At 69.3% G+C, this 24,894-nt stretch carries 28 protein-coding genes, 1 tRNA gene, 1 other RNA gene and 1 pseudogene; 22 read left to right on the forward strand and 9 right to left on the reverse strand.

Going from position 1 to position 24,894, the window contains the following annotated elements:
* Positions 1-28 precede the first annotated feature (28 nt).
* The 8 genes from QM591_RS16030 to QM591_RS16065 are packed head-to-tail and all read left to right on the forward strand — an operon-like array spanning position 29 to position 4,734.
* Positions 29-1,195 (forward strand): CpaF family protein, encoded by a 1,167-nt coding sequence (locus QM591_RS16030; RefSeq protein ID WP_415133880.1) that lies wholly within the window; start codon positions 29-31, stop codon positions 1,193-1,195.
* Complete coding sequence (locus tag QM591_RS16035) at positions 1,192-2,049, forward strand: type II secretion system F family protein (RefSeq protein WP_415133882.1); 858 nt, start codon at positions 1,192-1,194, stop codon at positions 2,047-2,049. Before QM591_RS16030 ends, QM591_RS16035 begins: the two co-directional genes overlap by 4 nt.
* A complete protein-coding gene (locus QM591_RS16040; protein WP_415133884.1) occupies positions 2,046-2,963 on the forward strand; it encodes a type II secretion system F family protein in 918 nt (305 codons plus the stop codon). The genes QM591_RS16035 and QM591_RS16040 overlap by 4 nt, the downstream gene beginning before the upstream one ends.
* A 33-nt stretch (positions 2,964-2,996) precedes the next feature.
* Positions 2,997-3,188, forward strand: coding sequence for a hypothetical protein (locus QM591_RS16045; protein WP_415133886.1), 192 nt, complete (start codon positions 2,997-2,999; stop codon positions 3,186-3,188).
* Between the two features lie 59 nt (positions 3,189-3,247).
* Complete coding sequence (locus QM591_RS16050) at positions 3,248-3,571, forward strand: TadE family protein (protein ID WP_415133888.1); 324 nt, start codon at positions 3,248-3,250, stop codon at positions 3,569-3,571.
* Positions 3,546-4,034 carry a TadE family protein gene (locus QM591_RS16055; RefSeq protein ID WP_415133890.1) on the forward strand — a complete coding sequence of 163 codons (489 nt, stop codon included), beginning with the start codon at positions 3,546-3,548 and terminating at the stop codon, positions 4,032-4,034. The genes QM591_RS16050 and QM591_RS16055 overlap by 26 nt, the downstream gene beginning before the upstream one ends.
* On the forward strand, positions 4,031-4,459 hold the full coding sequence (locus QM591_RS16060) for a pilus assembly protein TadG-related protein (RefSeq protein WP_415133892.1): 429 nt from the start codon (positions 4,031-4,033) through the stop codon (positions 4,457-4,459). Before QM591_RS16055 ends, QM591_RS16060 begins: the two co-directional genes overlap by 4 nt.
* 35 nt (positions 4,460-4,494) lie before the next feature.
* The gene (locus QM591_RS16065) at positions 4,495-4,734 is read left to right on the forward strand and encodes a hypothetical protein (RefSeq protein ID WP_415133894.1); all 240 of its coding nucleotides are present in this window, start codon (positions 4,495-4,497) and stop codon (positions 4,732-4,734) included.
* Positions 4,735-4,745: 11 nt separating this feature from the next.
* On the opposite strand, the pseudogene QM591_RS16070 reads toward QM591_RS16065, so the two are convergent.
* Positions 4,746-5,989: pseudogene (locus QM591_RS16070) on the reverse strand (MFS transporter).
* Positions 5,990-6,050: 61 nt separating this feature from the next.
* On the opposite strand from QM591_RS16070, the gene prfB reads away from it, so the two are divergent.
* The 4 genes from prfB to smpB all read left to right on the forward strand — a co-directional run bounded on the left by prfB (position 6,051) and on the right by smpB (position 9,785).
* On the forward strand, positions 6,051-7,163 hold the full coding sequence (prfB, locus tag QM591_RS16075) for a peptide chain release factor 2 (RefSeq protein WP_415133896.1): 1,113 nt from the start codon (positions 6,051-6,053) through the stop codon (positions 7,161-7,163).
* A 132-nt stretch (positions 7,164-7,295) separates the two neighbouring features.
* Positions 7,296-8,327: a cell division ATP-binding protein FtsE gene (gene ftsE / locus QM591_RS16080; protein WP_415133898.1), complete on the forward strand. Its 1,032-nt coding sequence runs from the start codon at positions 7,296-7,298 to the stop codon at positions 8,325-8,327.
* Positions 8,324-9,238, forward strand: coding sequence for a permease-like cell division protein FtsX (gene ftsX, locus QM591_RS16085; protein ID WP_415133900.1), 915 nt, complete (start codon positions 8,324-8,326; stop codon positions 9,236-9,238). Before ftsE ends, ftsX begins: the two co-directional genes overlap by 4 nt.
* Positions 9,239-9,308: 70 nt before the next feature.
* A complete protein-coding gene (gene smpB / locus QM591_RS16090; protein ID WP_067160889.1) occupies positions 9,309-9,785 on the forward strand; it encodes an SsrA-binding protein SmpB in 477 nt (158 codons plus the stop codon).
* 19 nt (positions 9,786-9,804) lie between these two features.
* Here smpB and QM591_RS16095 read toward each other — a convergent pair whose 3' ends face one another.
* Complete coding sequence (locus QM591_RS16095; protein WP_415133902.1) at positions 9,805-10,467, reverse strand: SIMPL domain-containing protein; 663 nt, start codon at positions 10,465-10,467, stop codon at positions 9,805-9,807.
* A 126-nt stretch (positions 10,468-10,593) separates the two neighbouring features.
* On the opposite strand from QM591_RS16095, the gene ssrA reads away from it, so the two are divergent.
* Positions 10,594-10,963, forward strand: a transfer-messenger RNA (tmRNA) gene (gene ssrA / locus QM591_RS16100).
* 79 nt (positions 10,964-11,042) lie between these two features.
* Here ssrA and QM591_RS16105 read toward each other — a convergent pair.
* Entirely contained in the window at positions 11,043-12,368 is a 1,326-nt protein-coding gene (locus tag QM591_RS16105) for a flavin monoamine oxidase family protein (RefSeq protein ID WP_415133904.1), read from the reverse strand.
* Between the two features lie 97 nt (positions 12,369-12,465).
* Between QM591_RS16105 and QM591_RS16110 the strand changes: the two genes are divergently transcribed.
* Positions 12,466-12,807: a YciI family protein gene (locus QM591_RS16110; protein ID WP_415133906.1), complete on the forward strand. Its 342-nt coding sequence runs from the start codon at positions 12,466-12,468 to the stop codon at positions 12,805-12,807.
* On the opposite strand, the gene QM591_RS16115 is transcribed toward QM591_RS16110, so the two are convergent.
* Both QM591_RS16115 and QM591_RS16120 read right to left on the reverse strand, forming a co-directional pair.
* Entirely contained in the window at positions 12,800-13,396 is a 597-nt protein-coding gene (locus QM591_RS16115) for a hypothetical protein (RefSeq protein ID WP_415133908.1), read from the reverse strand. The genes QM591_RS16110 and QM591_RS16115 overlap by 8 nt on opposite strands.
* Before the next feature lie 16 nt (positions 13,397-13,412).
* Entirely contained in the window at positions 13,413-14,240 is an 828-nt protein-coding gene (locus tag QM591_RS16120) for an inositol monophosphatase family protein (RefSeq protein WP_415133910.1), read from the reverse strand.
* Positions 14,241-14,333: 93 nt separating this feature from the next.
* Between QM591_RS16120 and QM591_RS16125 the strand changes: the two genes are divergently transcribed.
* A tRNA-Lys gene (locus QM591_RS16125) sits at positions 14,334-14,409 on the forward strand.
* 87 nt (positions 14,410-14,496) lie between these two features.
* Complete coding sequence (locus QM591_RS16130) at positions 14,497-15,213, forward strand: potassium channel family protein (RefSeq protein ID WP_415133912.1); 717 nt, start codon at positions 14,497-14,499, stop codon at positions 15,211-15,213.
* Positions 15,214-15,220: 7 nt separating this feature from the next.
* Here the strand turns inward: QM591_RS16130 and QM591_RS16135 are convergent, their stop codons facing one another.
* Genes QM591_RS16135 through QM591_RS16145 form a run of 3 tightly spaced genes read right to left on the reverse strand, consistent with a single transcriptional unit; the run spans position 15,221 to position 17,764 of the window.
* Entirely contained in the window at positions 15,221-16,444 is a 1,224-nt protein-coding gene (locus QM591_RS16135; protein WP_415133914.1) for an MFS transporter, read from the reverse strand.
* A 14-nt stretch (positions 16,445-16,458) separates the two neighbouring features.
* Positions 16,459-16,890 carry a MarR family transcriptional regulator gene (locus QM591_RS16140; protein ID WP_415133916.1) on the reverse strand — a complete coding sequence of 144 codons (432 nt, stop codon included), beginning with the start codon at positions 16,888-16,890 and terminating at the stop codon, positions 16,459-16,461.
* Between the two features lie 58 nt (positions 16,891-16,948).
* Positions 16,949-17,764, reverse strand: a complete 816-nt coding sequence (locus tag QM591_RS16145) for an IclR family transcriptional regulator (RefSeq protein ID WP_415133918.1) — start codon at positions 17,762-17,764, stop codon at positions 16,949-16,951.
* A 133-nt stretch (positions 17,765-17,897) separates the two neighbouring features.
* On the opposite strand from QM591_RS16145, the gene QM591_RS16150 reads away from it, so the two are divergent.
* From QM591_RS16150 to QM591_RS16160, 3 genes are read left to right on the forward strand one after another with little or no spacing between them, the layout of a single operon-like run.
* Complete coding sequence (locus QM591_RS16150; RefSeq protein WP_415133920.1) at positions 17,898-18,671, forward strand: CoA transferase subunit A; 774 nt, start codon at positions 17,898-17,900, stop codon at positions 18,669-18,671.
* Position 18,672: 1 nt separating this feature from the next.
* Entirely contained in the window at positions 18,673-19,323 is a 651-nt protein-coding gene (locus QM591_RS16155; protein WP_415133922.1) for a 3-oxoacid CoA-transferase subunit B, read from the forward strand.
* Positions 19,320-20,531, forward strand: coding sequence for an acetyl-CoA C-acyltransferase (locus QM591_RS16160; RefSeq protein WP_415133924.1), 1,212 nt, complete (start codon positions 19,320-19,322; stop codon positions 20,529-20,531). Before QM591_RS16155 ends, QM591_RS16160 begins: the two co-directional genes overlap by 4 nt.
* Before the next feature lie 235 nt (positions 20,532-20,766).
* Here QM591_RS16160 and QM591_RS16165 read toward each other — a convergent pair whose 3' ends face one another.
* Positions 20,767-21,021, reverse strand: a complete 255-nt coding sequence (locus tag QM591_RS16165; RefSeq protein WP_067160786.1) for a hypothetical protein — start codon at positions 21,019-21,021, stop codon at positions 20,767-20,769.
* A gap of 89 nt (positions 21,022-21,110) precedes the next feature.
* On the opposite strand from QM591_RS16165, the gene QM591_RS16170 reads away from it, so the two are divergent.
* The 3 genes from QM591_RS16170 to ilvD all read left to right on the forward strand — a co-directional run.
* Positions 21,111-22,529 (forward strand): alpha,alpha-trehalose-phosphate synthase (UDP-forming), encoded by a 1,419-nt coding sequence (locus QM591_RS16170; protein WP_415133927.1) that lies wholly within the window; start codon positions 21,111-21,113, stop codon positions 22,527-22,529.
* Positions 22,526-23,302, forward strand: coding sequence for a trehalose-phosphatase (gene otsB / locus QM591_RS16175; protein ID WP_415133929.1), 777 nt, complete (start codon positions 22,526-22,528; stop codon positions 23,300-23,302). The genes QM591_RS16170 and otsB overlap by 4 nt, the downstream gene beginning before the upstream one ends.
* Positions 23,303-23,311: 9 nt before the next feature.
* Positions 23,312-24,894, forward strand: a 1,583-nt coding sequence (gene ilvD / locus QM591_RS16180) for a dihydroxy-acid dehydratase (protein WP_415133931.1), incomplete at its 3' end; no start/stop codon positions are given.

The raw sequence follows: 24,894 nt of genomic DNA on the forward strand, positions 1-24,894 counted from the left end.
CGCCTGCGGGTTCGTCAGGATGATCGCGATGTTTCCGCTGATCGATGCCGCCGAGGACCTCTCCGTGACGCGCGCGTTGAGTGAGCGAGTGCGCGATGTCTTCCGCGTGGAGCAGGTGGATCCGCTGCGGGAGCCGGAACGCGCACGGCGTCTGGCCCTCGTCGAGATTCAGCGTCACAACGATTTCGCCCCGTCGCGCGGGGTTGCCCCGGTCGACGATGAGGAGGCGGCCGTCCGGGCGATTCTCGCGAGGGTCTCCGGGTACGGCGCCGTGCAGCCGTTGATGGACGACCCGACGGTGGAGGAGGTCTGGATCAATGCACCTGACCGTGTCTTCTGCGCCCGTGGGGGACGCGCCGAGCGACTGCCCCTGCGGCTGACGGAGGAGGATGTCCGGGACCTCGTCGAGCGTATGCTCCACGCGACGGGCTGTCGGGTGGACCTCAGCCATCCATTCGTGGACGCATCCCTCCCTGACGGCTCGCGGCTCCACGTCGTCATCCCCGATGTCACGCATCGGCACTGGGCGGTGAATATCCGCAAGTTCCTGCCCGACGTGCGGAGCCTTCCGGCGCTGGTCGCCGGTGGATCCCTCAGTGAGCGGGCCGCCGACTGGATCGTCGCGTCGATCGACGCCGGGAAGTCGTTCCTCGTGTCCGGCGCGACGCATGCCGGAAAGACGACGCTCTTGGGAGCGCTGATCGCTGCCGCCGACGAGTCCCACCGGATCGTCACCGTGGAGGAGACCTTCGAGTTGGCGATCACTGCTCCCGACGTCGTCGCGATGCAGGGGAGGCAGCCCGGTTTGGAGGGAACGGGCGAGGTCACCCTCCGCCGACTCGTGAAGGAGGCACTTCGGATGCGGCCGGATCGGCTCGTGATCGGTGAGGTGCGCGGGGCGGAGGCGCTCGACCTGCTGCTCGCGCTCAACACGGGTGTTCCCGGTGCAGCGACCATTCACGCGAACTCCGCAGTTGATGCTCTGCGCAGGCTCGCGTCGCTTCCGCTCTTGGCCGGAGGCAACATCGACTCGTCATTCGTCGTTCCCGCCGTCGCCTCAGCGGTCGACTTCGTGCTCCATTGCGCTCGCCGTGGAGACGGCAGACGGATCGTGTCGGAGGTCGTCGAGGTCACTGGCCGCGTCGTCGGCGGGGCTGTCGAGACGCGCGCGCTCGACGAAGGAACGCTCCGGTGATCGTCCTTATCGGCGGGGTGCTGGCGGCGGGGATCCTGCTCACCCTGTCGCCATGGCTCTGGCCGCCTGGCGATCGGCGGATGGTGCCGCGGGAGTCGGGGCGTGCGCGCCGCCTGCTCGACGTGGCAGGCTACGCGCACATCCCCGCCGGACGTGTAGCGATGTTCTCGATCGCCGCGGCCGCAGGCAGCGCCTCGGCGGCGTGGCTCGCCACGGGGCTTCTCGCCGTCGCTCTCACCGCCGCTGCAGCCGGCGCCCATTCCCCGACTGTGTGGCTGCGTTCCAGGGCTCGTCGCCTGCGTCGCGCGCGGCGCACGCTGTGGCCGGACGTCTGCGATCTGCTCGTGGCATCCGTGCGCTCGGGGATGTCGCTTCCGGACGGCGTGGCGTCGCTCGCCGACTCTGCGCCGCCGGCCCTGCGCCCGGCGTTTCGAGTCTTCTCTGCCGATCTGGCGGCGTCTGGGCACTTCGACTCGGCGCTTCTCCGGCTCAAAGCCGTCCTGGGGGATCCGGTGAGCGATCGCATCCTGGAGACACTGCGGATGGCTCGCCAGGTGGGAGGGACCGAACTGACCGCGGTTCTTCGCGCACTGTCGGCGTCAGTCCGCACCGACGCGGCGCTGCGGGGAGAGATCGAGGCGCGTCAGTCGTGGACACGCGGCGCTGCCGTCTTGGGTGTCGTGGCGCCGTGGCTCGTGCTGGGACTGCTCGCTGCCCGCCCCGAGGGGTCCCGCGCGTACGCATCGCCCGAGGGCTTCATCCTGATCCTGGCTGGGGCTGGCGTGTCGGTCGTGGCGTATCGACTGATGGTCCGGCTCGGCCGGCTGCCAGAGCCGCAGCGGTGGTTCGGGTGAGTCTGCTCAGCGAGGTCGCCCTGGCCGTCGTCCTCGGCGGTGCGCTCGCGACGGGTCTGCTCCTCCTCGGAACGCGTGTTCCGCAGTGGGCGGCGCCGACTCTGACTCGCCGGATTGCGCCGTACTTGCGCGACATCGCCGACCCGCTGGGGCTGACACCGGTCGCGGGACCCGCGGGGTCGGCGACGGCAATCCCGCGGCTCCACCGGTTCCTCGGACAGATCGGCGGACACGCGCAGGTCGCTCGACGCCTCCAACAAGCGGGATCGCTGCAGTCGGTGGCATCCTTTCGCTCGGTGCAACTGGGCTGGGCACTCGGGGGAGTGCTGACCGGCGCGCTCATCGCTGTGGCGTCGGCCGTGTGGGGCGAGGGCGGCCCCGCCGCCACGCTGATCGCACCTCTGGGTGGCGGGGTGGCCGCGGCAGCATGTGAGATGCGACTCACCCGGCGGGCCCAGCAGCGACGGGTCCGCATCGAGGATGAGCTCCCCACGGTTCTGGAGTTCCTCTCCCTGTGTCTGGCGGCCGGCGAGGGGCTGCGTGACGCCCTGCACCGTGTCGGGAACGTGGGCACCGGCGAGTTGACGAGCGAGATCCGTCGAGCGGTGGTGGAGAGCGGCACGGGGTCGAACCTGAGCGACTCGTTGCGAGCCGTCGCTCAACGGCTGGATGTCGCGGCCCTGGGCCGGGCCGTCGATCACATCGTCGCGGCGATCGACCGCGGCGCTCCCCTCGCGCAGGTGCTGCAGGATCAAGCGGCCGATGCGCGAGAGGGAGCCAAGCGAGACCTGCTGGAGTTGGCCGGGCGCAAGGAGATCGCGATGCTCCTCCCGCTCGTGTTCCTGCTGCTCCCGTTGTCGGTGCTGTTCGCGGTCTTTCCCGGCATCGTCATGTTGCGCCTGGGTGTGGGGTGAGCGGTGCCGTGATCACAGAAAAGGGGAGAGAACATGTGGAACAGGCTGTGGCAAAGGTGGAGTGGAGGGGCCTCTGGGCTCCACGAGGAAGACCGCGGGGACGTTCCCGGCTGGGTGCTCGTGACGTTGATGACGGCAGGCCTCGTGGTGGCGATCTGGGCGCTGGCCGGACCAGCACTCGCCAACCTCTTCGAGCAAGCGATCAGTCGCGTCTCAGGGTTCTGACGGACGTCACCGACGATCTCGGCTCAGGTTCGGTCGAGTTCCTCCTGGTCGGCGTTCTCGTGACGTTCCTCACGCTCGGAGTTCTCCAGGTCGGGGTGGCTGTGTACCTCCGGAACGTCGTGCACGATGCAGCAGTCGAAGGCGCCTACTACGGCGCGCTCGCCGACGTGGATACTGCGGACGGTGCCATCCGCGCTCGGAGCGTGGTCGAGCGTGCCGTCGGACAGGGCTTCGTCGATCGGGTCACCGCGCGAGAGGTCACCTACCTCGGCGAGCCGTCGGTCGAGGTCACAGTGACGGCGACGCTTCCCCTGGTCGGCCCCTTCGGCGTCCCGGGTGGTTGGGAGGTGGTCGGCCGTGCGCCTGCCGAGACGCTCCCGTGAGCCGCGGCCGACGAGTCACCACTCGCGAAGCGACGACGCCGGCTCGGCGTCTCTGGAGTTCATCGTTGCCGGCGTCGTACTCCTCGTCCCGATCGTCTACCTGATCCTCGCACTCGGCCAGATCCAGGGCCACGCCTTCGCCGTGGAGGCGGGCGCGCGTTACCTGGCGCGCGCGATCGCCACGTCGGAGAGCCGAGGCGACGCCGACCTGCGGTCACAGCGTGTTTTGGCGACGATCGAACGTGAGTATGCGATGGAGCCCGGCTCCGTGCGGGTCGAACTGCGCTGCCGTCCGCAGGGAGCCGAGTGTCCTCGCGCGGGAGCAGTGATCACGGTGACGCTGCGCGCCGACGTCGCGCTGCCGCTCGTGCCGCCCGTCCTCGGGCTGGAGCGCGCGGCACGGGTGACGGTCCATGCCGCGGCCTCTCAAAAGGTGGCGCGCACGTGGAGCGGCCAGCCGTGAGCGAGTCGGTTACCGAGCGGGATGCACGTGACGAGGAGGGGAGCATCCTGCTCTTGACGCTCGGATACGCGCTGTTGGCGATCGCTCTGGTATTTGTGAGCGTCAGCGCGACGAGCCTCTATCTGATGCAGAAGCGTGTCGACGCTGTCGCGGACGCTGCTGCTCTCGCGGGCGCGGACGGCTTCGTCATTGACGTGAACGGCGGCGTCCCCGTCGCGCGTCTGACGGATGAGGGCGTCGCTGAGCAGGCGCGTCTGCTGCTCGGCGGGGCGGATGACATGCGGATCGTCCGCGCGGTCACCCCCGACGGCTCGTCCGCGCGGGTGACGGTCGAGGCGGTGTGGCGGCCGCCGGTGGTCAGCCTCTTCGTTCCCGACGGTGTCGTCCTCACCTCGACCGCGACGAGCCGGACGGCACTGGGATGAAAATGTCAGATGATGAAGCCGGAAGGATGGATCTCATGAGAAGAGTCCTCAGCCTTCACGCAACGCGTGCCCTCTTCGGCAGCCTGCCGCGCATCCTTCTCGTGGCCGCCGTGCTCGCGGCGTACTACGTCGCGGCGCTGTGGATGGAGCCCTTCGTCTCGTGGTGGATCGTCGCCGCCGTCGGCCTGCTGCTGCTCGCGGGCCTGCAGTGTCTGGGCTCTCGCTGGCTGGAACGCGACATCATGCGGTCGGCCCGCGACGACTCACACGCGTAGGCCTCGACGGCTCAGGGGCGTGGCACCCAGCGGACAAAGGCCGCGGCACCGAGAAGGCCGATCACTCCCATGACTCCGGTGGCCACCGGAAACGAGAACACGGCGGCGATGGCCGAGACGAGGAGCGGTGCCACCGCGCCACCGGCGTCGGTGAGGGTCCGCCATGAGCCGAGGAACGCCGCGGGGTCGGTCTGCGGGGCCGCGTCTGCCCCCAGCGTGAGGAGGATCCCGCTCGACAGGCCATTTCCCACCCCGAGCACCGCCGCGAACACGCCGAACCACATCGCGGCCTGATCGCCGTCATGTGTGAGCGATAGGGCGAGGAAGCCCACGCCCATCAGTAGCATCGCGGGAAGCGCGGCCCACAGCCGTCCGAAGCGGTCCATCACCTGGCCGCTGGCGTAGAAGAGGGCGAAGTCGATCGCTCCAGAGACCCCCACGACGAGGGCGATCGTCTGCGCATCCAGGCCGATCGACACGCCCCACAGCGGCAGCACGACCTGCCGGGCCGAGCGCACCGCCGACAGCGACGCCGCGGCCACCCCCAGACGCGACAGCACCTGCCGATGACGCCACATCGTGCGGAAGACTCCGGTTCCGGGCTCGCGGCGCGGAACCTGGACCGGTCCGGTCACCGGTTCGCCGGTATCGGGGTCCGCGGCCTCTGACGGACCGGCACCGGCCAGGCGGGGTGCCGGCACCAGCCGCTCGGGGTCTTGTCCGGTCAGCACCATCGACACGGCCGCGACCAGGCAGATCCCGAAGAACCACGCCGTCGCCCGCGGGTCGTCGAAGACCGCGAGGAGTGCCGCCGCGAGGAACGGGCCGACGAACATGCCGAGCCGGAACGTACCGCCCAGCAGCGACAGCGCCCGTGCCCGGAACGACAGCGGCACCCGTGTGGTCATGAACGCGTGCCGGGCGAGACCGAACGCCGCGCACTCAGCCCGATCGCGAACACCGAGAGTGCCAGCACCGCCAGATTCGGCGCGAAGACCACGCCCACGACGGCCGCCATCGCCACGGCGCCACCGATCGCCATCGCCGCCCGCTCGCCGATGCGGGCGACGGCCCAGCCCGCCGGCAGGTTGCCGCAGAGCTGGCCCACCACGAGGGCCGAGGCGACGAGGGCTGCGGTCGGCACGTCGGCGCCCAATTGCGACGCGAAGACGGGAAGGAGCGGAAGGAGCGCGCCCTCGCCCAGCGCGAACAGCACCGTCGGGCCGTAGATCATCGGCGCGAGTCGCCAGAGCATCCTCCCGATGGCGTCGGGGGAGTCGGCGGCGGTCACCCTTTCCACGTTAGTCTGGAGTGTCATGCTCGAACTCGATCTCTCCGCCGACATCCAGGCCCTGCGCTCCACCTTCGCCGACATCCAGGCGGTGGTCGACGTCGAAGGGCTCCGCGCCGAGATCGACCGCCTGTCCGAAGAAGCCGGCGCCCCCGACCTCTGGGACGACCCCGAGAAGGCGCAGAAGGTCACGAGCGCCCTGAGTCACCGTCAAGCCGAGCTCAAGCGGGTCAGCGAGATCGGCCAGCGCCTCGACGACCTCGTGGTGCTCGTCGAGCTCGCCAACGAGATGGAAGACGAGGACTCGGCCGCCGAGGCCCGCACCGAGCTCGCCAATCTCCGCGACGCGATCGGGCAGCTCGAGGTGCAGACGCTCCTCGACGGCGAGTACGACGCGCGCTCCGCCGTCGTCACCATCCGCTCCGGGGCCGGCGGTGACGACGCGACCGACTTCGCCGACATGCTCCTGCGCATGTATCTGCGCTGGGCCGAGCGTCACAAGTACCCCGTCAAGGTGATGGACACCTCCTACGCCGAAGGCGCCGGGATCAAGTCGGCGACGTTCGAGGTCGACGCCCCCTACGCCTACGGCACCCTGTCGGTCGAGGCGGGAACCCACCGCCTCGCCCGCATCAGCCCGTTCGGCTCCGCCGACAAGCGCCAGACGAGCTTCGCCGCCGTCGAGGTCATCCCCGTCATGGAGGAGGCCCAAGAGGTCGAGGTCCCCGAGGGCGACATCCGCGTCGATGTCTTCCGCTCCTCGGGCCCCGGTGGCCAGTCGGTCAACACCACCGACTCCGCCGTGCGCATCACGCACATCCCCACCGGCATCGTCGTCTCGATGCAGAACGAGAAGAGCCAGATCCAGAACCGCGCCGCCGCCATGCGCGTGCTCCAGACGCGGCTCATGCTCCTGCAGAAGGAAGAAGAGGCCGCCAAGAAGAAGGAGCTCGCGGGGGTCATCACCGCCAGCTGGGGCGATCAGATGCGCTCCTACTTCCTCTACGGCCAGCAGCTCGTGAAGGATCTCCGCACCGGCTACGAGGTGGGAAACCCCGCCGCCGTGTTCGACGGCGACCTCGACGGTCTGATCGCCGCGGGCATCCGGTGGCGGAAGCGCAAGGACGACGACGACTGACCCCGCCCGGGCGATGCCTGAGGGCGCGCGCGGCGCAGACGCGGCGAGGGCGCGTCCGTGGGGCGGGGATCGTACGCTCCTGCGGGTGTCGTGACCGGCAACCGCACGCGCCGCGCTTAGGCTCGACGGGTCATGATCCGGTTCGAGCAGGTCACCAAGCGATATCGCGGCACCAGCAAACCCGCCTTGCACGATGTCGACTTCGAGGTGCAACGTGGTGAGTTCGTCTTCCTCGTCGGGGCGTCCGGCTCCGGGAAGTCGTCCTGTCTTCGGCTGATCCTGCGGGAAGACACCCCGAGCGAGGGACGAGTCGTGGTGCTCGGCCGCGATCTCCGATCGCTCTCCACCCGCAAAGTCCCCTACTTCCGGCGTCACATCGGATCGGTCTTCCAGGACTTCCGGCTGCTCCCGGGAAAGACGGTGTTCCAGAACGTCGCCTTCACGTTGCAGGTGATCGGCTCCTCGCGCGCGTTCATCCAGCAGGCCGTGCCCGAGGCGCTCGCGCTGGTCGGGCTCCAGGGCAAGGACAAGCGCCTTCCCCATGAGCTGTCCGGCGGTGAGCAGCAACGCGTCGCGATCGCGCGGGCGCTCGTGAACCGGCCCCAGATCCTGCTCGCCGACGAGCCGACGGGAAACCTCGACCCGGCGACCTCGGTCGACATCATGCAGCTCCTCGCACGCATCAACGCAGGCGGCACCACGGTCGTCATGGCCACGCACGAGGCCGGTTTCGTCAACGAGATGCAGCGCCGCGTGATCGAGTTGCGCGGGGGAACGATGGTGCGGGATGACCGCCACGGCGGATACGGAGACACATCGGCGCTGCCGAGTCTTGCCCCGCTGGAAGAGAAGGGCGTCGCCGCGACGGCCGCCCTGACTGCCGTCCTCGAACTGCAGCGGGAGATCGCCTCCCGCCCTCCCGAGCCCGTGCCGCCTGCGCCGACCCCGACCGCGAACGCTGCTCCCGACGCCGCGGACGGCGCCGCCTCCGCCTCGCCCGAGCCCGCGCTCACGCAGCCGGCCGCCGAGCCGTCACCGGGCACACGACCCATTCCGATCGCGGCACCCTCGGTGGACCTCGAGGAACTGGGACTGGACGGGCTCGGCGCCGCCGACCGCCTCGGCCTGTCCACCGACGAAGACGAAGTGGGGCCCACGTCGTGAGAGTCGGACTGATCCTCGGCGAGGCCCTGTCGGGCCTCCGTCGCAACGCGTCGATGGTGATCTCGGTGATCCTCGTGACCTTCGTGTCGCTGACGTTCGTCGGCGCCGCGATGCTCATGCAGCTCCAGATCACGAAGATGTACTCGTACTGGGTGGATCGCGCGCAGGTGGCGGTCTCCCTGTGCAGCTCGATCTCCACCTCCAAGACCTGCGTCGACGGAGTGGCCACAGAGGACCAGGTCGCCGCCGTCAAAGACAAGCTCGACAGCGAAGCCCTGCAGTCGGTGGTCAAGGGAGTGCGCTTCGAGTCGCGCGCCGACGCCTACCAAGCCGTCCTCGACCTGTACGGAGACGACTACCGCGAGTTCGTCACCGAAGACCAGATGAACGAGACGTACTACGTCACGTTGAACGACCCGGGGCAGGCCGCCGTCATCACGGAGGCGTTCGGCGCGATGGACGGAGTGGACGCCGTCATCAACCAGATGCAGTACCTCGATCCCTTGTTCACGGCGCTCACCGTCGCCACCTACATCGCGGTCGGCATCGCCGCCCTCATGCTGGTCGCGGCCGTGTTGCTGATCGCGACCACGATCCGGCTCTCCGCCTATGCGCGGCGGAAGGAGCTCGGCATCATGCGGCTGGTCGGCGCGTCCAACCGCTTCATCCAGACCCCGTTCATCCTGGAGGGCGTCTTCGCGGCTTTCATCGGTTCTTTGTTGGCCGGTGGCGCGATCCTGGCGGGGATCCAGTTCGGCGTGCGCGGGTACCTCCGCGAGCGCGTGAACTTCATCACCACCTGGGTGGATCTGTCCGACGCGGCTGCCGTCATTCCCGCGATCATCCTCATCGGACTGGTGCTCGCGGCGCTGTCGGCCGGATTCGCGATCCGACGCTGGCTCCGCGCCTGAGGTAGGCTGGTCGGCTGCCGTCTCTCGAGCCCGTTCGAGAACCGACGGCGATCGGACACGAGGAGTCATCATGCCCAGGGAACGCGGGGAGCAGGTCGTCGCGACCAACCGTCGCGCGCGCCACGAGTACGCCATCGAGAAGACGTACGAGGCGGGGCTGGTGCTCACGGGGACCGAAGTGAAGTCGCTGCGACAGGGGCGCGCGAACCTGAGCGACGGCTACGCCTACATCGACGGGGGGCAGGCCTACCTCGACGCCGTGCACATCCCCGAGTACTCGCAGGGGCACTGGACCAATCACGCGTCCAAGCGCACCCGCAAGCTGCTCCTCCACAAAGACGAGATCATCAAGCTCTCTCACGCGATCTCGGCCGGCGGCTACACCCTCGTTCCCCTCAAGCTCTACTTCTCGGATGGACGAGCCAAGGTCGAGATCGCGGTGGCCAAGGGCAAGCGCGAGTACGAGAAGCGGCAGACCATCCGCGAACGTGAGGACAAGCGCGAGGCGGAGCGCGCGATGCGCACCCGCAACCGCCTCGGCGACTGATCGGCCTCCCGAGGTCCCGTCACTCGGCGCGAAAACGTGCCTCGACCGCGGCGCGGACGACGATCTCTTCCGGGCGGAAGGCGAAGCCGGGCGATCCGGCGGCGTCCATCTCCATCGCGGCCTTCGCGAACACGCGCGGTGTCGCGTCGACCTCAGCCCCGCGCAGGAGCCCGAGGTCGGCGATCTCCAGCGGGACGACGGAGCTGCGTCCGATCGCCCGCGCGTAGGCGGTGGCCCGCTCGACGGCGGTGGCGACGGCACGGGTCGCGGCTTCGCGCTCGATACGTGCCCGTGTCTCCGGCGAGAGCTGCCACTCCACACCGCCCACCTGAAGTCCGTCTCGCTGGGCGACGGTGTCGAGCCACTCCGCAAGGGCTTCGGGGTCGCCGAACGTGGCCGACAGCTCCACGGACGCATGATGGACGAGGTCGAGCTGCACACCGTCGGCATTCCAGGGGCGATCGGACCAGACGGTGACTCGGCCGCTGTTCCACTCCACGACCGCGCCGGCCTCCGCGCGGGTGGTGAGGTCTTCGCGCACGGGGGAGGAGAGCGCGGACACCCGGTCAACGACCGTGCCTCGTACGGGGCCATCAGCCACGGCAGAGATCCGGGCGACGGCGCGTTCAGGCGCGACCCGAGTCTCATGCTCGCCCCGGACGGTGATGATGACCTCGCTCATGCCTCGACTCTACGCCGCGGAATGGCGCGGGGTGGCGAAGCGTTGTAGGCTGTAATGCTCTGGCATCGAGGTGCCGGAGCGTGACAACTCCACAGCGTGACAGTGGTTCTCTGCCGCAAGGCTCACGGGGCTGATCGGTTTCGACAGCGCCTGCGAAGCTGCGGGAAGCGGGCCGAGGATGCAGGGTTATCTCGTTAACGATCTCTGCGAACCAATAAGTGCCGATGCAAAGCGCACTGACTTCGCCCTCGCTGCCTAAGCGAGCCCGATAGTCCGTCAGACCGTGTGTGATTCCGACACGGATCCTGGCGTCATCTAGGAATCTTGCTGTGTGACGGCGTCTGGACGTCACGCGGGACTCTTCCCAGACTGGGCCTGTCGACTTAGGTGTCTGTGACAAAGGTCGGGGCCGAGCAGAACGTCTCTACAGACTGCGCCCGGAGAAGACGCAGTATCACAGCGTTGGACGGGGGTTCGATTCCCCCCAGCTCCACGAATCCACTGTCACGATGGAGGAAGCCCCTCGCCGCCGGTTCGCCCGCGTCGAGGGGCTTCGTCGTGCCGGGCGAGGTGCGTCAGTCGGTCCACGCCTCCGATAGGTCGACCGCGCGGCCGAGCACGCGTTCGGCCGCCCGGTGCCCGGAGAGGAGCGCGGCCGTCACGGTGGCGGGGTCGTCGGTCCACGTCGCCTCTCCCGCGAGGTGCAGAACTCCGCCGATCGGGGCCGCGAGGGCGTCATGGTCGTCGGTGGACGAGCCGAGCGTCATGTACGCATACGACCCGCGCGCGAAGGGGTCGTCTTGCCAGGCCGTCACATCAACGCGGGTGGGCGCGGGGATATCGTCGCCATACAGTCGGCGCAACTGTGCCATGACGGAGTCTGCGACCTCGTCGGCCGTCCAACCTCGCGTGGCGATCGCGGCGGGGCCGGCGGCGAACGTCAGGAGCGTGGGCTCACCGTGGAGGCGAGTGAGGTCGTACCAGGAGTGCCACCACGCCCCCTCGGCACCCTGCTGGCGGATGGCGTAGACGTCGTCGTCCCAGAAGGCCGATGGGAATCGGAGGAACACCTTCTCGAAGGCGTTCATGCGCAGCCGTGAGAGCGGAGCGGAGATTTCGTCGGGAAGGTCGGGGTCAAAGGTGACATCGCCGGACTGCAGCACTCCGACGGGGAGGGTGACGACGGCGCTCTGCGCCACGAAGATCCCTTGGCGGGTCGTCACACGCACCTCCTCCGCGCTCCACTGCACGCCTGTCACGACATGACCGAGGCGCACGTCCAGTCCCTCGGCGAGGTGGTGGGGGAGCCGGTCGTAGCCGTCTGGGAAGACCACTTCGTCGCCGTCGATCGCGTCGTCGTCGAGACCGTGGGCCGCCAGATCATCGATGGCCGCTCCGTACTGCTCCTCAGCGCGATGCGAGAAGTACTCCCGCACGCGGTCGGCGCGCTCGGTTGTCCACAGCTGGCGAGCGATCACCTCCTCGGTGACCTCGAGGTACGACGCCCTCGGCGCGGAGGCGGCGATGACATCGACGAGTGCGGCGTCGACCGTGTGGATGTCAGCGACGTAGCTCGCCGCCGCAGACGAGGACAGTCGACACCCGGACGGGTCGTAGTGGGCGATGGGGCGGCTGTCGGGTTGATAGCCGCCGACCGTGAACTCCATCGTGGACATACCGAACGCCGACGCGGCGGCAGCCACCGGGCTGTCGGTGATGCCGTGGATCCATGATGCGCCGAGGTCGGTGATCCGCCCGTCCGTGCGATCGGTGTGGACGCGGCCGCCCACGCGGCTCCGTGCCTCCACGACCACGACGGAGCGGCCCGCCCGCCGCAGGAGCCTGGCGGCCGTGAGACCAGCCACTCCCGCGCCGACGACGACTGTGTCGAACTCGTCCATCGATCCTCCGTGCCTCACGCCCTCTCGCCGCCCCTCGGCTCGTGTCGACGTGGCCTCGACGCTACCGGTCGAGCCGAGGCGACGCGATAATCGGCGCATGACCAAGTACCTCATCTCCTTTCCGACCGGGGTCATGGAGTTCCCGCCGGAGGACTTCGACCTCGTGGTGGCCGAGTCCCACGCCGTGATCCAGGCGGCGAAAGACGCCGGTGTCTACGTGTTCGGCGGGGGGATCGATGAGACCGTCGACCCGGTGCGGGTCTCGGGCGACGGCACGGTGACGGCGGGACCGTACGCGAAGACGGGCGATCTGCGCGGCGGCTACACGATTCTCGAGCTCCCGACGGTCGATGAGGCTCACGCGTGGGCGGCCCGCATGGCCCGCGCATGCCGCTGCGCGCAAGAGGTGCGCGCGTTCGCGTACGACCCGCTCAGCTAGTGGGCCGCTGGATGAGCAGAAGCCCCTGTTTCGTGTCCGACACGGTGACCCAGCCGTCTCCGAAGAGATAGGTCATTCCGTAGCCGTCCTCGTCGCGGTTGATGGCCCCCTCGGGGTCTTCCGTGACGTAGGTGCCGTCGGCGCCCTGCTCGATGATCCAGCCTTCGGACTCCAGCGCTGTCTGCGCCGTCGTCGCTTCCTCCGCGGTGATCGGAGACCAGCCGAACAGCAGGAGGTCGTCTTCCACTTCTTGCTCGAAGTCGCCCCAGGTGCAGGAGATGCCGTCGGGGAATTCGGTGTCGCCGATCAGGAAGGGATCTTCGCGGAAGGTCCACCCCTGCTCGGTGAGCTCGGCCACCTGGTCGGCGGGGAGGAGGTTCTCGCACGTCACGTCAGCCGGATCCACCACGCCCGCTGTCTCCGAAGGGGCAGGGGCTGCGGGAGAGGTCTGCGCTGGGGCGCTGGGAGCGAGGGGTGTGGAGGCGCCGGGCGCGGGCGCGGCAGACGACGGGCTGCACGCGGCAAACGCCGCGGCCAGTGCCACCGAGGTGCCGAAGACGGCGAGGAGACGGGGGAGACGAGCGGACATGGGCGGGACTCCGAGGTCAGCGGTCGTGGACCAGATCGAGGAAGGCGTGGTGGAGGAGGCCGTTCGTCGCCAATGACGATCGTGAGGACAGGGAGTCATTGCCGTCGATGTCGGTGAAGCGTCCGCCCGCTTCGGTGATGATGGGGACGAGAGCGGCGATGTCGTACTCCTTCACGCCGAACTCCGCGACGAACTCCAAGCGTCCCTCGGCGAGCAGCATGTAGGGCCAGGTGTCGCCGTAGCCCCGGTCGCGCCACACGGCGCGGCTCATCCGCACGAGCGTGTCGGCACGACCGACCTCGTCCCACTGCGAGATGCTCTGGAAGCTGATGCTCGATTCGGCGACGGTCGACACGTTCGAGACCTGGAGTCGCCGGGGGCCGGCGGAGTCGCCGTCCGTCCACGCGCCGAGGCCCGTCGCGGCCCACCATCGGCGACCGAGGGCAGGCTGGCTGGCCACTCCTACGCGTGGCACGCCGTCGATCGCGAGGGCGATCAGCGTCGTCCACATCGGGATCCCCTTGAGGTAGTTGGCGGTGCCGTCGATGGGATCGATGATCCACTGACGACTCGCGTCGCCTGACGTGCCGTACTCTTCTCCGAACACGCCGTCGGCGGGGCGCTCGGAGGCCAGCAGCTCGCGGATCGCCCGTTCGGCGGCGAGATCGGCCTCGGTGACCGGCGAGGCGTCGGCCTTGGTCTCCACGGACAGGTCTGCCGCGTCGAAGCGGGACATCGTCGCCGCGTCGGCGGCGTCGGCGATGCGCAGTGCCAGCTCGAGATCGCTCGTGAGGTCGTCGGTGAACGGTTCGTTCCAGGAGCGCACGAGGGGTTCGGGGGTCACGTCTCAAGGATACCGGCGCCTCCCGGCCCGATTGGCGTGAGCGGGCATCGGGATGGTAACGTTGACCCTCGGTTCGCCTCGTGCGAACAGCCTGCACCTCTAGCTCAATCGGCAGAGCAACTGACTCTTAATCAGTGGGTTCTGGGTTCGAGTCCCAGGGGGTGCACCAGGCACGAAGCCCCGGCGCGACATCAGTCCGCCGGGGCTTCGTCGTTCTCCGCGACCGGTGCCGGCGCGGCGCGGTAGCGTCTCCGTCATGTACGGGGAACGCCTCGCGCGCTGGGAGCGCGCCGTCGAATGGCCGCTCACGATCGCGGCGGTCGCCTTCCTCGGCGCGTACGCTGCGCAGATCCTGGCTCGATCGCACGGCGCGATCCAGGGGATCGCCGAAGTGGTCCTCTGGGTCACGTGGGCGGCCTTCGTCGTGGATTACCTCGTTCGGCTCACCCTCGCCGTTCCCCGAGGGCGCTGGTTCGTCCGTCACCTCCTCGACCTCGCGATCGTGCTGCTGCCGGTGTTTCGGCCGCTGCGACTCATGCGATTCCTGACGGTGATCGCGCTGATCCAGCGAAACACCGGCGCGATGCTGCGCGGGAAGGTCGTCATCTACACGGTGGGAGCGACCGTGCTGACGGTCGTGGTCTCCGCTCTCGCCGTCCTCGACGCGGAGCAGTCCGCGGGCGGCACCATCACGAGCCTGGGGGATGCCCTCTGGTGGGCGGTCGTCACGATCACGACGGTCGGCTACGGCGACTTCACCCCGATCACGGTGCAGGGCCGAGTGATCGCGGTCGGTCTGATGGTGGGCGGGATCGCACTCATCGGCGTCGTGACGGCGACGCTCGCCTCGTGGATCGTCGAGAAGGTGTCGCTGGAGAACCGGTCCTCCGCGGCGGCTACCTCGGCGCAGGTCGACGCCCTCCGTGACGAGATCGCGGAGCTTCGCCGCTCGCTCGACGCCCGCTCCTCGTGACCGGCGATCAGGCGGCGTCGCCCGCGACGATGGCGGCGGCCTCGTCCACGGCGTCGGCCTCGCGCCGGTCGATGTGACGGAGTCGCCGCCGGCCGGCCAGGATCACCGACGCGGCGATAAGTACCGACAGGGATCCGACCAGGAACGGCACGGCGGCGCCGAACGCGTGCCAGAGGGCGGCGGCCAGCGGCGGGGCGGCCGCGCCTCCGAGGAACCGCACGGCCGAGTAGGCGGAACTCGCCACTGACCGCGGGAGGTCGGTCGCCTCCATGACCGATTCCGTGAGGATCGTGTTGACGAACCCGAGCAGCAGACCGCCCACGACGATGCACGTGACGAGTCCGGCGGGGGTCGCCGAGAAGAGCGCTGCTGCCCCGAGGTCGACTGCCAGGAGTGGGAGCAACAGGAGGAGCGCGGTGGTCCGCGTGACGTGACGGAGCAGGAGCGGCGCGCCCCACACGCTCGTCACCGCGAGGGCGACGCCCCATCCGAAGAACGTGAAGCCGATGCCCAGGGCGCCGAATCCCAGCGGGAACGGCGAGAAGGCGAGCAGGATGAAGAACCCGATGTTGTAGAACAGGGCCGCGAGGGAGAGGATCGCGAGCGCCGGAACCCGCAGGGCCCGTAGCGGCGCGAGGAGCGGGAGCGGCTGCGGCCTCTCGGACGGCGAGCGGAGGAGGATCGAGACGGCGAGCAGCGCAATGACCATGAGAGTGACGACGCCGAAGAAGGGACCGCGCCAGCTGAGCTCACCGAGGAGGCCGCCGAGAAGCGGGCCGATCGCGATACCGAGTCCGAGGGCGGCCTCGTAGAGGACGATGGCGGCTGCGCTGCCGCCGGCGGCGGCTCCCACGATCGTGGCGAGGGCGGTGGAGATGAACAGGGCGTTGCCGAGACCCCATCCGGCGCGGAAGCCGATGACCGCCTCGACGGACCCCGCGACCGCGCACAGGAGCGCGAAACCGCCGATCAGGGCGAGCCCCGCGAGCATCGTCGCCTTTGCTCCGATGCGGCTGGAGATCCAGCTCGTGACGAGCATCGCGAGGCCGGTGACCAGGAGATAGCTCGTGAAGAGCAGCTCGGTCTCCACGGGCGTCGCCTCGAGCGACTCCGCGATGGCGGGGAGGATCGGGTCGACGAGCCCGATCCCCATGAACGCGACGACGCTGGCGAACGCGACCGCCCACACCGGGAGCGGCTGGGACCAGACCGTGTTGCCGGCCCGACTCATCGAATGACCCCTGCTCATCGAATGACTCCGGGGAGGGTGGCGACGCGTTCGAGGAGATCCGCCGTCCGGGCGAGGGCCGCACGGTCCGCGTCGTCGAGGTCTGCCAGGCGCGGCTCCCAGGACGAACGCAGCACCCCGAGCCAGCCCTCCAGCGCCCGCGCGCCGGCGTCGGTGATCGAGACCACGATCGCGCGAGAGTCCGCCGGATCGCTGGAGCGCGCGACGAGACCGTCATCGGCGAGCTGCCCGACCAGACGTGTCATACCCGGCTGGGTGACGCGGCTGAGGGATGCGAGGTCACCCACGCGCTGGGGTCCGTGCGTCCTCAAGAGCGACAGTGTGCGCCACTGAGCTGCAGGAGCCTCGTTCCGGGTCTCCATCGATGCGATCCGCGTGAGAGCGTTCGCCCCGACCACGATGCGCAGGAGGTCGTCGGCCGTATCCATAGCGTAAGTATATAACGACGGTATGGAAACGAGGATCGAATCCGGACGACCTCCGGGTTCACGGTCGTCGCATCGACTGCAGCCGCGTCGTGAGCTGGTGGGCGTGCGAGAGGAGCGTGCGGCCCAGCGCGGGAAGGCGGTCAGGCCCGAAGCGGAACTCGACGCCCGTGAGGCTCAAAGCCCATTCGGGCCGGCCGAGGGGATCGAACACTGCGGCGCCGAGTCCCCACGACCCCTCGACGACGAGGCCGGGGTTCACGGCGTAACCACGATCGCGGGTGTCGGCCAATCGAGCGCGCAGGCGCTCCGCATCGTGGGACGCACCCCACGTCTTGCCCAGCTCCGGATGCCGTGCGAGGTAGGCCTCCGCCTCGTCGGGAGGGAAGAAGGAGAGGATCGCCAACCCGGCCGACGCGACGCCGAGGGGGAAGCGCACGCCTTCGCTGAGCACAAAGGAGCGAATGGGGAAGGCGCCTTCTTCGCGGAGGACGCAGACCGTCTCGTCCCCGCGCCGCACCGACAGGAACGCGCTCTCCTCGGTCGTCACGGCCAACGAGCGGACGATGTCGCTCGCGAACCCGGAGATGTCGTAGCGTGGCGCGGCGGCGGACCCCATCAGGAACAGCTCGGGCCCCGGCAGCCAGTGCGCCGTCCGCTCGTCCTGGTCGACGAGACCTTCCGCTCGCAGTGCCGTCAGGAGGCGGTGAGCCGTGGAGCGGGAGAGGTCTGCTTCTCGCGCGAGGTCGCTCACGGCGCGGCCATCGCGACCGGCGGCCGAGACCAGCCGGAGGAGGCGCGCGGCGCGGGCGATCGCTTGGGCGCCCGGCACCGGTGCGCCCGACACCGCGGAGGAGGAGTCGCCACGTCGTTCCACAATGTGGACCCTAAGAGGGGCTCCGTCCACATCGCAAGCAGCCTCTTGCCGCGAGCGATCGGCGGCGGGAAGGTGGAGGTGGCTCGTCGGCAGCGGCGTCGGCGCGGCCGTCGGATACGAGGGTGTGCGGACGGTGGACAAGACAGTGGCCTCGGCTGCGGACGCAGTGGCCGACATCGGTGACGGTGCGTCGCTCGCGGTCGGGGGGTTCGGCCTCTCGGGCAATCCGATGGAGCTGATCCGTGCCGTGTATGCCCGTGGCTCCCGCTCGCTCCACGTGGTGAGCAACAACTGTGGTGTGGACGACTGGGGTCTCGGCATTCTCCTGTCGGCGGGGCGGATCCGGAAGATGACGTCGTCGTACGTCGGGGAGAACCGGGAGTTCGAGCGGCAGTTCCTCTCCGGCGAGCTCGAGCTCGAGCTGACACCTCAGGGGACGCTGGTCGAGAAGCTCCGCGCCGGAGGTGCGGGGATCGCCGCGTTCTACACGCAGACGGGCATCGGCACGCAAGTCGCCGAGGGTGGCCTCCCGCAACGGTATGACGGTGCGGGAGGCGTCGCCCTGGCCTCGGCGCCGAAGGATGTCCGGAGGTTCACCGTCGGCGGGCAGCCCGCGGAGTACGTGCTCGAGGAGGCGATCGTCACCGACTTCGCCCTCGTGCACGCGGCCGTGGGAGATGTCCACGGCAATCTGGTGTTCCATCGCGCGGCTCGCAACTTCACCCCCCTCGCAGCGATGGCCGGGCGGATCTGCATCGCACAAGTCGAGGAGCTGCGTCCCGCCGGAGGTATCGATCCGGACGACGTGCATCTTCCCGGCGTCTACGTCCACCGTGTGGTCGAGGTCGGTGCCGACATCGAGAAGCGGATCGAACGACGCACGGTCCGCAAGGAGAGGGAGGACTGACGTGGCGCTCTCGCGAGAGCAGATGGCTGCCCGCGCCGCGCGGGAGCTGGCCGACGGGTCGTACGTGAACCTCGGCATCGGACTCCCGACCCTCGTCCCCGCCTACGTGCCCTCCGGCGTGACGGTGGTCCTCCAGTCGGAGAACGGCATCCTCGGCGTGGGTCCGTATCCCGTGGACGCCGAGGTCGACCCCGACCTCATCAACGCCGGGAAGGAGACCGTCACGGTGCGGCCGGGCGCGTCCTTCTTCGATTCGGCCATGAGCTTCGGGATGATCCGCGGCGGCAAGATCGACGCGGCGATCCTCGGTGCCATGCAGGTCTCGCGGGCGGGAGACCTGGCCAACTGGATGATCCCCGGAAAGATGGTGAAGGGCCCCGGCGGTGCGATGGATCTCGTCCACGGCGCGGCGCGGGTCATCGTCGTGATGGAGCACGTCGCGAGAGACGGCAGTGCGAAGATCGTCGACGCGTGCACTTTGCCGCTCACGGGACGTCGCGTGGTGGATCGCATCATCACCGATCTCGCGGTCATCGACGTCCGCCCTGACGGGCTCGCCCTGATCGAGACGGCACCCGGCGTGACGATCGACGACGTGCGCGCCGCAACTCAACCACCCCTGATCGACGCTCGAGAGGAGCTCACCTCATGACCGGCGACATCGTGACCAATCGCATTGTGACCAGCGACATCGTGATCGTCGCAGCTGCCCGCACTCCGCAGGGGAGGATGAGGGGGCAGCTCGCGGGGTTGACGGCCCCCGAGCTCGGCGCCGCCGCCATCGCCGGAGCGCTCGCGCGGGGCGGCGTGCCCGCCGACGCGGTCGAGGCCGTCGTGATGGGCCACGTCCTTCCCGCAGGGACGGGCCAGAACGCCGCCCGGCAGGCGGCGCGTCTCGCCGGGATCGGCTGGGAGGTGCCGGCGTCGTCGGTGAACAAGGTGTGCCTGTCGGGCTTGACGGCGGTGATCGACGCGGCGCGGATGATCGCGGTAGGTGACGCGACGGTCGTCGTGGCGGGAGGAATGGAGTCGATGACGCGAGCGCCCCACCTCCTCATGGGCTCTCGCGACGGGTGGGCCTATGGCTCCGTCGAGGTGCTGGACCACCTCGCCTACGACGGTCTGACCGATGCGTACGACCACGAGAGCATGGGAGCGTCCACCGAGCGGGCCAACGCCCGCTTCGGGGTCACTCGGGAGGAGCAGGACCGGGTCGCGGCGCTGTCGCACCAGCGCGCCGCCGCAGCCCAAGCAGGTGGGCTCTTCGACGCGGAGCTCGTGCCGGTGACCGTCCCGCGGCGACGTGGCGAACCGGTCACGATCGAACGCGACGAGGGCGTGCGCCCCGAGACGACGGTCGAGAGTCTCGCGGCCCTCCGGCCCGCCTTCGCCTCCGACGGCTCGATCACCGCGGGCAATGCCTCACAGATCTCCGACGGCGCGGCGGCGGTCGTCCTCACCACCCGTGCCCATGCGGACGACCGCGGATGGCAGGTTCTGGCCACCGTGGGCGCATCGGGTCAGGTCGCGGGGCCCGACAACTCGCTTCACGAGCAGCCGGCGCGGGCGATACAGCGCGCTCTCATGAAAGAGGGCATCCGCCCGGAGGAGTTGCATCTCGTGGAGATCAATGAGGCGTTCGGATCGGTCGTCGCCCGATCGCGTCAGGTGCTCGGCGTCTCGGAGGACGTCATAAACCCCGACGGGGGCGGTATCGCGATCGGTCACCCGATCGGGGCGTCGGGATGCCGGCTCGTCGTCCACGCCGTGCACGCGCTGCAGCGTCGGGGCGGAGGTGTCGCCGCCGTGGGGCTCTGTGGCGGCGGCGGACAGGGAGAGGCGCTGATCCTCCGCGCGTGACCCGCGCGCCCTCGGTCGGGCTTAGGCTTTCTCCGACGAGACAGAGGAGCGCCATCCGTGTGTTACCCCGTGAGCTGCCAGACCTGCGGCAAGACGACCTGGGCCGGCTGCGGCGAGCACGTCGACCAGGCACTGGCCGGCGTCGCCACCGCCGATCGCTGCACGTGCGCCAGATCGTGACGACGTCCGGGACGTCTGAGTCCCTTCGGTGACGCGGATCGCCCGAACGCCGGGATCAGTCGCGGAGTCGTCGCGAGAGCAGCTTCTGCTCGCGTCCCGCGACGGGGGAGTCGGGCGCAACGAGCCCACCCCGTGACGCACGACGGGTGTCGACGATCGCGCCGATCGCCAATGCGAGCGTGATCGCCCAGTTCAGCCAGGCGAGTGCGGTACGCCAGCTGAAGGGCGTGTCGTCGCGGGCAGCGCGCAACAGGGTGAGTCCGCTGGTGATCGCAGAGATGATTCCGGTGCCGAACACGTACTTGCGCATACCACCACGCTACCGTCCGCGGCAAGGAGCGGCAGGGGGTTGCCATCGCGTTGTTAGCCTGACTAGACACACCTGGAGAGAGGCTTTTCGTGACCAGCGCCACCGCCGCCGAGTTCGTCGTCGTCGCCAACCGACTCCCCGTGGACAGGTCGGGTGACGACGATGAACCGTGGCGACGGTCACCCGGAGGACTCGTCACCGCGCTCGAACCGGTCGTCCGTCGCAGCGGCGGCGCGTGGGTCGGTTGGCCCGGACAGGCCGACCTGGAGGTCGACCCCTTCACCTTCGACGGCGTGCTCCTCGTTCCGGTGGCGTTGTCCTCGGCGGAGGTCGCGCAGTACTACGAGGGCTTCTCCAACGACACGATCTGGCCGCTCTACCACGACGTGATCGCAGCGCCCACCTATCACCGGGCGTGGTGGGACGCATATGTGCGGGTCAACCGCCGCTTCGCCGAGGCCGCCGCAGCGGTCGCCGCCCCCGGGGCAACGGTGTGGGTCCACGACTACCAGCTCCAGCTCGTGCCGAGAATGCTCCGGGAGGCACGGCCCGACTTGGTGATCGGCTACTTCCACCACATTCCCTTCCCGGCATACGGCATCTTCTCGCAGCTTCCCTGGCGCGCCCAGGTGCTCGAGGGACTCCTCGGCGCCGATGTCGTGGGGTTCCAGCGTGTGGCCGACGCCGGCAACTTCGCGCGTGCCGTGCGCCGTCGGTTCGGTTACGACACGAAGGCGGGTTCCATCCAGGTGCCCGTCGAGGGCGGAGGCACCCGTCAGGCTGTCGCGCGGGCCTATCCGATCTCGATCGACACCGAGACGTATGAGGAACTCGCTCGCCGCCCCGACATCCAGGCGCGTGCCGCAGAGATCCGGGCGGAGCTCGGCGACCCGCGCTATGTCCTGCTCGGCGTGGACAGACTCGACTACACCAAGGGCATCCGGCACCGGCTCAAGGCGGTGGGGGAGCTGTTCGAAGACGGCCGGTTCGCCGTCGGCGACGCGACTCTCGTACAGGTCGCCAGCCCCAGCCGGGAGCGAGTGGCGGCCTATATGCAGCTGCGCGACGAGATCGAGCTGTCGGTGGGGCGCATCAATGGGGACTACGGCACCGTCGGATTCACCCCGGTGCTCTACCTCCATCACTCCTACCCGCGCGAGGAGATGGTCGCGCTGTACCTCGCGGCCGACGCGATGCTCGTCACGGCGTTGCGCGACGGCATGAACCTCGTCGCCAAGGAGTACGTGGCCAGTCGCGTGGACGGTCGCGGCGTCCTCGTGCTCAGTGAGTTCGCCGGGGCCGCCGACGAGCTGACCCAGGCGGTGCGAGTGAACCCGCACGACATCGAAGGGCTCAAAGAGTCGATCATGGCCGCCGTGGAGATGCCCGTCGACGAGCAGCGTCGGCGGATGCGAGCGCTCCGCCGACGCGTGCGGGACAACGACGTGGCGGCGTGGTCGCGTCGGTTCCTCGACGACCTGCGGCGCGTCCACGAGGCGCGCTCATGATGCTCGACGGACTCGTCCAGACGCCCGAGCTCCTCGTCGCCCTCGACTTCGACGGCACCTTGGCCCCGCTCGTCGACGTCCCGATCGAGGCGCGCATGGCGCCATCGACCGCTGCCGCCATTGACGCGCTCGCGGCGGCACCGCGGACGACGGTCGCGTTCGTGTCGGGACGGAGCCTCGCCGACCTGCGGGTGATCGCCGAGCACGGTGACGTCTCATCGATCGTGCTCGCGGGTTCGCACGGTGCCGAGTTCTGGTGGCCGGAGCACCTGCGGGCCGCGCCGGCCGCCGCGCCCCGCGCGGGTGTCGACGAGTCGGAACTCCGGGACGAACTGCGCGCCGCGGCGGAAGCGATCGCCGCCGATGTGGACGGGGCGTGGATCGAGCCGAAGGCCGTCGGGTTCGGTGTCCACTCCCGCCTGGTCGCTCCCGAGCGGGCCGCTGAGGTGCACGAACGCATCGACGCGCTCATGGCGGAACGTGCGCCGCACTGGCGCCGCCGGGTGGGGCATTCGATCACGGAGTTCGCCTTCCGCGACGAGGGGAAAGACGACGCGGTCGCCCGCCTCCGAGAGGCGACGGGGGCCACCGCGGTGTTGTTCGCCGGCGACGACGTCACCGATGAAGACGCGATTCGTTCGCTCGGCCCCGGCGACCTCGGGATCCGGGTCGGGCCGGGGGAGACTGCCGCGCGACTGCGCGTCGCCTCGATCGACGAACTCGCCGTGCTCCTGCGTGAGTTGGCGGACCGGCGCAGCGTCGCACGGGAATAGACTTCGAGAATGCCTTCGCCCGCATCATCACCCGAGAACTCCATCGACATCAAGCCCCGCAGCCGCGTCGTCACCGACGGCATCGAGGCAACGACCTCCCGCGGCATGCTCCGGGCCGTCGGCATGGGCGACGAGGACTGGGAAAAGCCCCAGATCGGCATCGCCTCGAGCTGGAACGAGATCACCCCCTGCAACCTGAGCCTCGACCGCCTGGCCCAGGGCGCCAAGGAGGGTGTCCACGCCGGCGGCGGGTACCCGCTGCAGTTCGGCACGATCTCGGTGTCCGACGGCATCTCGATGGGACACGAGGGGATGCACTTCTCCCTCGTTAGCCGCGAGGTCATCGCCGACTCGGTCGAGACGGTGGTCATGGCCGAGCGTCTCGACGGCACCGTGCTGCTCGCCGGCTGCGACAAGTCGATCCCGGGCATGCTCATGGCTTCTGCACGCCTGGATCTGTCGAGCGTCTTCCTCTACGCCGGGTCGATCGCGCCCGGATGGGTCAAGCTCTCCGACGGAACCGAGAAGGACGTCACCATCATCGACTCCTTCGAGGCGGTCGGCGCATGCCTGGCCGGGAAGATGAGCGAGGCCGACCTCAAGCGCATCGAATGTGCGATCGCCCCGGGTGAGGGCGCCTGTGGCGGCATGTACACCGCGAACACCATGGCGTCCGTCGCCGAGGCCCTCGGCCTGAGCCTTCCGGGGTCGGCTGCGCCGCCCTCGGCCGACCGCCGGCGCGACTACTTCGCCCACCGCTCGGGCGAGGCCGTCGTGAATCTCCTCCGTCAGGGCATCACGACCCGCGACATCCTCACCAAGGAGGCCTTCGAGAACGCGATCGCCCTCGCGATGGCGCTGGGCGGATCGACGAACGTCGTGCTGCACCTGCTCGCGATCGCTCGGGAAGCCGACGTCGACCTCAGCCTCCACGACTTCAACCGCATCGGCGACAAGGTGCCCCACGTCGCGGACATGAAGCCGTTCGGCAAGTACGTCATGAACGACGTCGACCGTCACGGCGGCATCCCCGTGATCATGAAGGCGATGCTCGACGAGGGGCTCCTCCACGGCGACGCGCTCACCGTGACCGGCAAGACGCTCGCCGAGAACCTGGCCGAGCTCGATCCCGACCCCATCGACGGCACGGTCATCCACACGTTCGACAATCCGATCCACGCCACCGGCGGCCTCACGATCCTGCACGGTTCGCTGGCGCCGGAAGGTGCCGTCGTGAAGACCGCCGGCTTCGACGCCGCCGTCTTCGAGGGCCCGGCCCGCGTCTTCGAGCGCGAGCGCGGTGCCATCGATGCCCTGGCCGCGGGAGAGATCGAGGCGGGCAGCGTCGTCGTCATCCGCTACGAAGGACCCAAGGGCGGCCCCGGGATGCGCGAGATGCTCGCCATCACCGCTGCCATCAAGGGCGCGGGGCTCGGAAAAGATGTACTACTCTTGACGGACGGACGATTCTCAGGCGGCACAACCGGCCTGTGCATCGGCCACATAGCACCCGAAGCGGTGGACGCTGGTCCCATCGCCTTCGTGCGCGATGGTGATCTGATACGGGTCGATATCGCGGCTCGCACTCTCGA

This window comes from Microbacterium sp. (assembly GCF_047607225.1).
GTDB lineage: Bacteria > Actinomycetota > Actinomycetes > Actinomycetales > Microbacteriaceae > Microbacterium.